Annotated in this window: 6 protein-coding genes and 2 pseudogenes; 7 read left to right on the top strand and 1 reads right to left on the bottom strand. The window is 72.2% G+C overall.

What is annotated here, in order from left to right; all coding sequences use genetic code 11:
- Positions 1–396: pseudogene (locus ACLEQD_RS27195) on the bottom strand (AAA family ATPase); the annotation flags it as partial.
- Between the two features lie 330 nt (positions 397–726).
- On the opposite strand from ACLEQD_RS27195, the gene ACLEQD_RS27190 reads away from it, so the two are divergent.
- The 7 genes and pseudogenes from ACLEQD_RS27190 to ACLEQD_RS27160 form a co-directional block, all read left to right on the top strand.
- Entirely contained in the window at positions 727–2646 is a 1920-nt protein-coding gene (locus ACLEQD_RS27190) for a glycoside hydrolase domain-containing protein (protein WP_410387859.1), read from the top strand.
- A gap of 78 nt (positions 2647–2724) precedes the next feature.
- The gene (locus ACLEQD_RS27185; RefSeq protein WP_410387857.1) at positions 2725–2985 is read left to right on the top strand and encodes a hypothetical protein; all 261 of its coding nucleotides are present in this window, start codon (positions 2725–2727) and stop codon (positions 2983–2985) included.
- Between the two features lie 4 nt (positions 2986–2989).
- The gene (locus tag ACLEQD_RS27180; RefSeq protein ID WP_410387856.1) at positions 2990–3766 is read left to right on the top strand and encodes a hypothetical protein; all 777 of its coding nucleotides are present in this window, start codon (positions 2990–2992) and stop codon (positions 3764–3766) included.
- Between the two features lie 137 nt (positions 3767–3903).
- Positions 3904–5598, top strand: a complete 1695-nt coding sequence (locus ACLEQD_RS27175) for an AsmA family protein (RefSeq protein ID WP_410387854.1) — start codon at positions 3904–3906, stop codon at positions 5596–5598.
- Entirely contained in the window at positions 5529–7550 is a 2022-nt protein-coding gene (locus tag ACLEQD_RS27170) for a hypothetical protein (RefSeq protein WP_410387852.1), read from the top strand. The genes ACLEQD_RS27175 and ACLEQD_RS27170 overlap by 70 nt, the downstream gene beginning before the upstream one ends.
- Positions 7547–8086: a DUF1318 domain-containing protein gene (locus ACLEQD_RS27165; protein ID WP_410387850.1), complete on the top strand. Its 540-nt coding sequence runs from the start codon at positions 7547–7549 to the stop codon at positions 8084–8086. The genes ACLEQD_RS27170 and ACLEQD_RS27165 overlap by 4 nt, the downstream gene beginning before the upstream one ends.
- A pseudogene (locus ACLEQD_RS27160) lies at positions 8080–10925 on the top strand (hypothetical protein); the annotation flags it as partial. The gene ACLEQD_RS27165 and the pseudogene ACLEQD_RS27160, both read left to right, overlap by 7 nt.

The following is a 10925-nucleotide window of genomic DNA, read 5'->3' as shown; positions in this document are numbered from 1 at the left end:
ATCGAAGTCGAGGCCCGCCAGCAGCGTGCTGCCTTCGGCCCCGACGGCCTCCAGCGCCTCCGCGGGGGCGCGGGCTCCGGCGGCGGCCTTGAGGCACGCGGCGTCCACCGCCGAGGGTGAGACCAATGACAGCCGTTCGGTGTCGCCTTCCACCAGGGCCTCGTCCCCCGTGGCCAGCCGCAGGCGGCGCAGCAGCTGCCGCAGGTTGCTTCGCACCGTGGTGGGCGGCGAATCCGGCCACAGCAGGGCCGCGAGCGGGAACTTGGGCGAGGGGCCCTGCAATGCCAGCCACGCCAGCAGCGCCGCGGTGCGCCGCTCCAGCCGCACCTGTTGACCGCCGGGGCCGCACAGCCGCGCCAGCCCCAGGACCCGCACCCGCCATTCACTGCCAGCCACCGGAGCTCTCCCCAGGATTCGCGCCGTCATCCGAACGGCGCACCCTACTACCGGCGTGCCCAAGCCCAGACGCTCATCCCGTCAGCCAACCCCGTTCCTTGCACGCGGCAAGCATCCCCGTGCGGGAAGACTTCAATCGTCCGCTGACGCGGTGATGGGCTGTCGGCGCCAGGCGTGGGTGCGGGCCGCCGGCTGGCTCATGCAGCCCGCCCATCCCGTTGGGGCATGGCGCCATCCCCTACCAGACAGGCCGCAGGGGGCTGGTGGGCCTGGGTCATTGATCAACCGGGACGGGTGGAGCCGTTCACTGTCCATGCCCATTCATTTCCCATGCTGGGTATTCGACAGTGCGGCCTGGGGTTGTTGTTGTCGTTGTCCATGGCCTTGCCGGTGTTCGCGGCCGGCCCCGCGGTGTGGGGCGAGGGGCCGATGGTGAAGGTCCGGCCCGACGACACCGTCCCCGGGAGCAGCACCGAGGTGCGGCTCACCGCCGCGCGCAACGAGTTCGCCTCCTTCCAGGTGGCCCTGCACGGCGGTGAAGTCGGCCTGCGGGGCGTGCGCGCCCGCCTGCCCGCGCTGGAAGGACCAGGGGTGCTCACGGGGCCGGACGTGACGCTGTACCGGCAGACCTACCTCACGGTGCGGCAGGCGTCCGTGCCGGGGCTGACGGCGGGGCGATGGCCGGACGGGCTGGTGCCTGACACGGACGAGGTCGCCCGGGAGACGCGCAATGCCTTTCCCTTCGACGTGCCCGCCAACGAGGCTCGCGCCCTCTGGGTGGACGTGCACGTGCCCCAGGACGCGCCGCCCGGTGACTACGTGGGCACGGTGACGGTGGAGGCGGACGGGGGCTTCCAGCGGCAGGTAACGGCGAGGCTGACGGTGGTGGACGCGGTGATGCCGGGCACGTCCTCGCTGGCCACCGCGTTCCTGCTGTCGCCGGTGCAGCTGTGCCGCGCGCACATGGGCCGGGACGACTGTTCCTCCGACGAGCTGCAACCCCTGCTCACGCGCTACCAGCAGCTGGCGCTGGAGCACCGCCTCACGCTGCCCAGCATCTTCCTGCGCACGCCCTGGCCTCCGCCGTGGGGTGACTTCGACGCGACCTGGGGGCCCTACCTGGACGGCACCGCGCCCACGCGGCTGTCCGGCGCGCGGATGACGAGCCTGGAATACGAAGGCCCGCTCGCCGCCGGGGACCTGCTCGACTTCACCGAGCACCTGCGGCAGCGCGGCTGGCTGGACCAGGGCTTCGTCCAGCTTGGCGACGAGCCGCCCTACGGTTCGACGTTCGAGGAGGTGCAGGCCGCGGGAGAGCTGGTGCGTCGGGTCGCGCCGGGCCTCCGCACCCTGCTGACGACGAACTCCATCCAATTGAAGAACAACAGTCTGTCCCCCCTGGTGGACGTCGTGGTGCCGCTGGTGAACCACCTGGACGGCACGGAGCCGGGCTTCGTGGGGGACCAGGGCGGGACGTACACGGAGTTCCTCTCGCGTCCCGGGACGCAGCTGTGGACGTATCAGAGCTGCATGAGCCACGGCTGCGCGCCGGGGAGCCGCATGCCGGAGAACCTGCCGGGGGCGGGCTGGCCGTCGTACATGGTGGACCGCTCGGCGGCGAAGGCGCGCGCGATGGAGTGGCTGACCTTCCTGCACGGCGGGACGGGTGAGCTGTATTACGAGACCGCGGGCATGCTCCACACGGCGTGGACGGACCAGTACCACTTCAATGGCAATGGAGACGGGACGCTGTTCTACCCGGGCACTCCGTCAGTCATTGGCGGGCGGACGCACGTGCCGGTGGCGTCGCTGCGCCTGAAGCTCATCCGCCAGGGCATGCAGGACTATGAGTGGCTCAAGGCGGTGAGCGACGCGGGCGACCCGGACTTCGCGCGCAAGGTGGCGCGGGAGCTGATCCCCACCGCGTGGCAGGTCCCGGACGACGGCGCCGCGTTCGATGCCGCGCGGCTGCGGCTCATCCAGCGCTACCAGGAGCTGACCTCGGGCAACCCCTCCGCGCCGCGAATGGGCCCGGCTCCGGCTCCAACGCCGGCTCCTGAGCCGACACCGGGGCTGGTGGAGGCGCCAGCTCCGGACGGACAGATGACGCCGGGCACGCCCGCGGCGGTGGGCGGCTGCGGCGCGGGCCCGGGGGACTCCGCGGCCGTCGCCGGAGGCCTGCTCTGGGCGGCCTGGGTGCTGGGGAGCGCACGCCGGATGCGGAGGCGAAGGGCGTCCCGGAGGCCGTGAGCGGCGAAGCGCTTCCGGCCGCACCGGAACGCCACGCCCCTGGATGATCCACCGGGGTTCCCAGCCTAGACTCGCGGCATGAACCTCGTCCGTGGCATCCCCCTTCTCTCCGCCGCGCTGTCGTTGCTGTGCGGCTGCGCGACGCTCGACACGTCGAACCTCACGCCGTCCTGCCGCGGCCAGTACGACGCCTGTCTCAACAGCTGCCAGCGGTCCTCCCCGCCCCCCTCGCGGCAGCCGCCGGACTCCGTGCAGGGCAACGCGGAGCGGCTCACGCCCGACCCCCAGACCTCTGGCTGCGTCAACTCCTGCAAGCAGCAGGCGAAGCGCTGCACCTGAGCCCATGGCCCCGGAGCGCTACGAGACGCTGGACGGCTCGACACCGGACGTCACCCCGCTGGCGGCGGAGGTCGGGCTCAAGCAGCCGTTGAGCGCCTTCACCCTGCTGGAGGGAGGCGACGTCTTCGAATCGCGCGGAGGCCGTCCGCCCGCGGAAGGGCCCGCGAAGGCCCGCGCCTATGTGAGCGCGAAGGTGGAGCTCAAGCCGTATGGCGCCCCGGCGGCGCAGGTGAAGCGGGTGCAGGAGGAGCTGGCCCGGCAGCTCGCCGGGAACCTCCAGCTCATCGCCCGGATGGAGGCGGCGCGGCCCCTGACGCTGGAGCTGATTCCCCCCGGGCACACGCTGGCGAAGTATGGCTATCCCCGGGCCGTGTCCCCCCAGGCGGCGGGCCTGTTCTGGGACCACCCGGACTGGCCCCGGGCGCGCATTGCCTTGCGCCAGGACCGGCTGGAGTCGGAGCAGTACCTGGTCTTCCACGAGATGGCGCACGCCATCCAGGGGCTGGCCTTCACGCGGAAGGAGAGCGAGCTCGTCTACCGCACGATGCTCCGCACGTACCGCAGCCGCGCGGCGGTGGACGAGGTCTTCGCCATCTACAGCGAGCGCGAGTTCGTCACCGGCGTCTCCGAGCACGACCTGCGCGCACCCGGCGTGTACGGCATGGCCCGCCAGCGGTGGAACGAGGAGCACGTGTTCACCCGCTTCGTGCGCAACCTCTACTTCCCCTACAAGCCCCTGGCGGGCGGCACCGCGGGAATGACGCCGTCCAGCTTCGGTTGAAGCGGCGCCCGGGCGGCTGGCCCGCGCGAGGCGTCCTCGGATTGAAGCCCGATTCCGCCGCATGCTAGGAGGGGGCTGGCCGGTCGCCTCGACGGAACTCCATGGACTCCCCCGGTGCTGGACGGCCTCGTCGGCGATTGACGCGAATCATCGCGGGCGCGCTCCTGAGCATCCTCGCGGCGGTCGTGCTCCTGCTGGTCACGGTCGTGACCGCGTTGCACCACCTCGACCACTCCTGGCTGAAGCCGCGCATCGTCGCGCGGGTGGAAGCGGCCACGGGCGTGCGGCTGGACTACCAGACGGCGCGCGTCGACGTGCGCTCCGGACTGCGCCTGGAGGGACTGGTGGTGTGGACCCCGCCGCCGTTCCAGGCCGTCGCGCCGGAGCTGCTGCGCGTGGGCACGCTGGAAGTGTCGTGGTCGCCCGGGGCCCTGCTGGAGGGACCGGTCCGGGTGGAGCGCGTCGTGGTGCGGGACGCGACCGTCGTCCTGGTGGCGGATGATCAGGGGACCACGTCCCTCACGAACCTGACCGGACCGGCGGAGCCTGAACGGCTCGATGAAGCCTCGCCCGCAGCGTCCCGGCAGGTCGCGGACCTCTTCGCCTCCCCGCTCCCCGTCGCGAGCATCGAGCTGTCACGCGTGTCGCTGACGTATGTCCGCGTCCAGCGCGGTGCGGTGGTGGACCGCTGGTCACTGCGTGGGCTCGAGGCCGGAGTCGAAGCGAAGCCGCAGGCCAAAGGCTGGAAGCTCCTCGTGGACCTGGGCCACACCGGGAAGCCCCTGGCCCTGACGCTGAACCGTGAAGGCCCCGCGGTCCCTTCCGCCGAAGCCCTGCTGGAGCTGGCCCTGGCGGTGGAGGCGGACGCCTCGGCCGCGCATGTGAAGGTGGACCTGGACGTCGCGCGGCAGACCTTCGACTCCCGCTTCGCGCTCCGCTCGCTGCTGCACGGCGCGGTGGCGGCGAAGTTCGATGTGACAAAGCAACACACCCTCATCGACCTGGACCGCACGCAGCTGACGGACAGCGCCGAGGTGCAGGCCCAGGTGGTGCTTCCGGATTCAACGGAGGTCCCGCCCGTCCTGACGAGGGCCCTGGCGGACGTGGACCTGGGACGGCTGCTGCGGTGGATCCCCGCGGACCTGGTGCCGTTCACGCTCAAGAGCGGCAAGGCGCACCTGGAGGCCCGGGAGGTCACGCTCAGCGACGTGCCCCAGCTGGGAGCCCAGGGCCGGTTCGGGCTGGACGTGGACGTGGCGCAGCTCCTCTTCGTCCAGGAGGCGCGCCGGGTGGAGCTCGGCGGTGGACGCGTCTCGCTGACGGCGACCCCGGATGATCCGCAGGGTTTGTCCACCCGGCTCACGTTCGCGCTCCAGGGGCTCGACGTCGGAGGCGCCACCCCGCTCCGCGTTCCGAAGGCCTCCGGAGAGCTGACGGGACGCCAGCTGAGGCCCGACCTCGCCTCGCCCTTCCGGGTGGCGGGAGACGCGGCCCTGTCGGCCAGGGTGGACGCGTTGGACGTCCGTGCCTCCGGGCTCCGTGCGACCGCGGAGCGCCTGGGCTTCCAGCTCCAGGTGCCGCTGACGGCGAAGCCCCCCTTCGCGCTGAAGGCGGACCTGCCCGTGGAGACACTTCGAGTGATCACCACCGACGGCCGCGAGGTGCTGAAGGGCCCCGCGCGCGTGCAGCTCCACGTGACCGAGGCCTTTCCCATCATGGAGGAGCCCCGGCTCGGCAAGGCCGCGCGCGGCTGGAGCTGGACGTGGGCACGCTGCACGCGTCGCTGGACGCCACGAAGGGGACCGACGACGTGGCGTACACGCTGGACGTGAGGACGCCGGACCTCGTCGCCGCACGGCCCTTCATCCCGGATGACGTCGCCGCACGGCTCCCCTGGAAGCAATTGGCCGTGACGCTGGCCTCCAAGGGCAGGCTGACGGCCCTGTTCGCGCCCTCGCCCCGCGTGGAGCACCAGACGGAGCTGAGCCTGCAACGGCCGGGCTGGGACGACGTGTCCGCAAGCAGCGCCGCCCTCGTGTTGAAATCACAGGGGGACGACTGGAAGCACAAGGGAGACCTGGACCTGCGGGTCGAAGGGCTGCGCATCGGAGAGACCGACGCGGGCGCCCAACACCAGACGCTGACGTTCGACGTCGACCGCCGGAACCTCTCGCTCCGGTTGGGGCTCACCGGCCACACAGGATTGAAGGCCGCAGCGAACGCGGCGCTGGCGTTCAACCGGAAGGCCCGCGCGCTCCGCGTGGACGTGACGGGTGACTTCCCGCCCCTGGGCCCGCTGTCGCCGCTCCTGGCCAAGGCGCGGGTGCCTCCGGAAGTGGACCCGTCGAAGCTCGCGATGACCGGCGAGCTGCACGGCACCCTGACCGGCCTCATCACGCACCTCGGCGCCGACGGCACGGTCCGCCTGGCCCCCATGCCCCCGCGCGCCGCCAGCTTTGAGGGCAAGGCCCAGGTGGACCTGCGCGGCGTGCGCTGGAAGGAGCCGGACCAGACCATCCACGTCCCCGCCCTGCGCTGGCAGGGTGAATCCCACGCCGAGGGCTCCAGGCGCACCATCCACACGACCCTCGCGGTGGAGAAGCTCACCGTCAGCAGGAACGAGCGCCGGCTGACCTTCGCGGGCCTCTCCAGCGACAGCACCGCCACCTTCACCGACCAATGGGAGCAGGGTGACCTCGAGCTGAAGCAATCCGTGAAGGTCCGCTCGCTGGAGCAGAAGCCGGCGCTGCCCTACCCCGTCCAGGACGTGGAGGCGTCGTTCACCGTCCTGCGCACGCCCGCTGGCGTCATCCGCATCCCGGACCTGCGGCTGTCCAATGGGGGCACCCAGACGCAGCTGAAGGTCCAGGGCCGCCTGGACCTGAGCAACGACCAGCAGCGACTGGGGCTGCGGGGCTCGCTGGAGCAGGACCTGGCCCACCTCGCGCGGCCGGGACAGGTGGAGAGCAGCGGCAAGGCCACGGTGGACTTCCGCGTGGCGTCACCGGACCTGGGGGTCTTCCGCACCGTCTCCAGCCTCAAGCTCCAGGACGTGAACGTGCGGATGCCCGAGTCCGGCATCGCCGTGGAGACGCTCAACGGCGACGTGCCGCTGACGGAGAACGTGGAGGTCTCCCAGGACGGGGTGCGGCTCTTGAACGACCTGGACGTCAATCCCTACTCGATGCTGCGCTTCGCGGATCAGCACCCGCTGCTCACGCGCAGCGGCTTCCTGTCCGCGGACCGCATCACCACGCCGTGGATGACCGTCGCGCCCCTGGCGGGCAACCTGGCCATCAACCAGAACGTGTTCTCCATGAGCCAGCTGGAGATGGGCGTCCGCGGAGGGCGCATCACCGGCCAGTGCATGCTGAACTGGCAGGGCAAGAGCTCCACGCTGGAGGCCCACGTGCGGGCGACCGGCGTGAAGTCCTCCCGGGGCGAGCCCTTCGACGGCAACGCCGCAATGGTCATCTCCGCCAGGGACCGCGGCATCAACGGGCGCGCGGAGATATTGCGCATCGGCAACCGCCACCTGCTGGACCTGCTCGACCTGGAGGACCCGCGCCACGCCGACCCCGCCACCAACCGCGTCCGCTACGCGTTGGGCCTGGGCTATCCGGAGCACGTGCGCGTGAGCTTCAAGCAGGGCTTCGGCAGCCTGCTCATCACCATGGGCGGACTGGCCAGACTGGTCAGCATCGACGAGATCCGGGGCATCCCCCTGGGCCCCATCGTCGACCGCCTCATCACCCCCATGTTCCCTCCGGAGGCCCTGCCATGACACGCCGTGGACTGCTGCTCGTGGCCGCCCTCGCCGCTCCCGGGTGCATCAGCGCGCCGGAGATCGTCATGGTGGACCGGGCGACGGCGCTCGAGGAGCAGGCCGCCGGCACGTACAAGGACGTGGAGCGGCGGCTGGCCAGGGCGGGCATGAACCCCACGCCGGTGCCGCTGACGCCCAACCAACTGGAGGACCTGGGCATCCAGCCCCCGCCGCTGGTGGAGAACCTGGGCAAGACGCAGGCGGACCGCGTGGACGACCTGGTGCGGCGGCACTGCGTGGGCGAGGGCAAGGACGGGCTGCTGGTCGTCACCCGGAAGCAGTGCACGGCCGGACGCGTGTCGGCGGACGACGCCGCCATGGTGGAGCGGGTGAACCGGGCCCGGCGTCAGCTGTGGCAGTGGATGCGGACCGTGCGCCCCGGCGTGCCGGAGGAGACGCTGCGCCAGAAGTGGCGGCAGGCGCACGCGGAAGGGGTCGTCTGCGGCGGCTGGGTGGAAGCCGCTGACGGCACCTGGGGAGAGAAGCAGTGCTGACGCTCCGAGCCCCCGGGGGAGCCCCCTGGGTCCTGGCCCTCGCCGTCCTCGTCGCGAGCGGCGCCTGGGGGCAGGACGAGGAGAACGACGGACGCCTGCGCCTGCCCGAGCGGCTCACCGTGGGCATGGGAGACCAGTTCCTGGGGCAGCTGGGGCCCGACGAGAACTCGCTGCTGTTCGTGTCCAACCGGGACATCGCGACGGAGGTCTTCGTCCAGGACCTGGAGAAGGGCCGCGAGCGCCGCCTCTTCGACGAAGGCGCGGACGTGACGTGGCCGCGCATCAGCCCCGACGGCAAGCAGCTGCTCTACATCTCGTTCCGCACCCAGGCCGGCGGCCAGCTCTGCGTGCGGGAGCTGCCGGAGGCGAAGGAGCGCCGCTGCCTGGAGGAGGAGACCAGCGCGCTGCAGGCGGAGTGGATGGACGACACGCACATCGCGCTGGTGAGCCGCGCGACCATCCAGGGCGACCTGCGGCTGTCGAAGGTCGCGCTGGCGGCCGGATGGCACGTGACGCCCCTGCTCGAGCGCAACCTGACCAGCCCCACCTTCTCCCCGGATGGACGCTGGCTGGTGTACGTCCCCGTCGAGCGCTCCGTGCGGCAGGTGGGCCCGGGCTTCGCCGCGCGCGCCGCGCCCCACCTGGAGGCCGTCCGGCTGGATGTCCCCGGCGCGGCGCCCGTCCCGCTGGCGCTGGACATCCCGGGGCAGACGGGCCAGCCGGTGTTCGCGCGCGACGGACGCTCGCTGTACGTGGTGCAGTTCTTCACCGACTCCAACGGGGACGGGGTGATTGACGCGAGCGACAGCGGGGTGCTGTTCCGCGTGCCCTTCTCCCCCGAGCGCGACGACGCGCCCGCGCGGGCCGCCGCCACCAGCCCGGACCAGCTCACCAGCCAGGCGTGGAGCTGCGAGTATCCCTCCCCCACCGCCGCGTCGCTCATCACGACCTGCTCCCGGGGCCAGTCGCTGGACGTGTACCGGCTGCCGCTGGATGGGCAGGTGCCCGGCGGATGGGACGTGCCCCGCCTCAATGAAGAGCTGGGCATGGTGGGCCGGCGCGCGGATCAGCTCCTGCTCTACCGCCAGCGGCTGTTGCTCGAGACCCGGCCCAAGCTCCGCCGGTTGTTGATGATGCGCCTGAGCCAGCTCCACCTGGCCTACGGCGACTTCGACGCCGCGGACTACTACGCCCGCCACATGCAGGGGGTGGACGACCCCGTCACCGCCGGGCTGTCGGAGCCGCTGCGGCTGCTCATCGCCCACCGGCGCGCCCTGAAGGAGCGCGACCGGGGCCGCATGGTGGACGAGCTGCGGGAGGCCGAACACCAGCGCATGGCGGCGCTGGACCCCGCCGCCGCGCCCAGCCCGCCCTCCGCCGTCTATCAGCAACGTCGTGCGCAGCGAGCTGGCGCGGTCCTTCGGCGACTTCACGCTCGCGCGGCAGGAGCTGGAGGCGGCGCGGCTGACGGACACCACGCCGCGCGCGGTGCTGGAGGCCTGGCACGAGCAGGCGGACGCGCTGTACCGCGAGCTGGACGACCGGGAGGCGCTGGTCGCCGCGGGCCGCCAGCTCTCCCGGAACAAGGTCTTCAAGGAGGATGATCAGCTCGACTTCGCGCGCGCCGCCGTCCGCGCCCTGTACCGGGGACGCCCCTACGCTGAAGCGGACGCGGCCATGGCCCAGGCGCTCGCGGCGGAGCCCGCGGGGACGCCGTATGCGTTCGCCCTGGAGCTGGGCCACCACGTCAATGCGTTGCACGAGGAGCGCCCTCCCCGCCCCGTCCGGGACGCGCTGGTCGCCTTCTACAAACAGCAGCAGAACCCGCTTCGCCGCCGCGTGGTGGTGCAGGACACCGCCGAGCGCGCGGCGAGCCTGGGGGCCGACGGCGTGATGGAGGCCCTGGCGACGCTCTACGTCGACGATGCCCCGGCAGGCACCGAGGAGCGCCGCCGGGCGGAGCGGCTGTTCCGCCGCGCGCTGCTGGGCCGCGCCTACCGCCGCATGGGGCGGGACCGGAGGGACGAGGCCCGCGCCGACTTCGACCTGGTGACGCGGCGCACGGGCTCGCTGGAGAGCGCCGTCGAGTCCATCAGCCTGCGTCTGCGCGCGGGCGTGGCTCCGGAGGTGATCATCCGGGAGGTCACCACCGACGTTCCGGGCAAGGCGAAGTCGCTCTCCCACTTCGTGAAGGCCTACGTGACGACGCGCCGGCTGTCCAAGCTGGATGACGACGCGCACGCGCGGGCGGTGAAGACCGGCCTCGCGGAGCTGCGCGCGGCGTGGCAGGAGCTCAAGAACCAGCGCGAGGTGCAGGCCCTCATGGGGGCCATCCACCACGAGGACTTCCTGCGGGGCCACAACCCCGCCGCCGCCGAGCGCGCCAACCGTCACTACCTGGTCGCCCTGGACCTGGTGCGCAACAACCCGCGCTACAAGGCGATGCTCCTCGGCGCGCTGGGGCTGCTGCACACGCAGGTGGGCAACCACCACATCGCCCTGGGCTACCTGGACGAACGGGACAAGCTGCCCTACGCGGACAGCGCCGCGGGGCTGTCCGTGGCCCTGGCCCGGGCCCGCGCCCTCCTGCACGTCAACCGCGAGGCGGAGGCCGCGCGGTCCGCGGAGAAGGCCCTGGCCATGGTGGAGGCCGCGCCGAAGCTGGCCCGGTTCATCCCCCTCGTCGTGGATCGCGCGGCGCTCTACAACCTGGCCGCGGGCCGCTTCGAGCAGGCCCTGGCGCTCTACGACCGCGCGCTGCCCGGCATCGACGCCAGCGCTCGCGACGATGAGGGCCTGCGCAACCGGCTGGTGCTGCGGCTGGCCCGCTGCGCCGCGG

Origin of the sequence: Corallococcus sp. 4LFB (assembly GCF_046520365.1) — a bacterium.
Lineage (GTDB): Bacteria > Myxococcota > Myxococcia > Myxococcales > Myxococcaceae > Corallococcus > Corallococcus caeni.
This window is presented reverse-complemented; position numbering and strand designations above follow the sequence as displayed.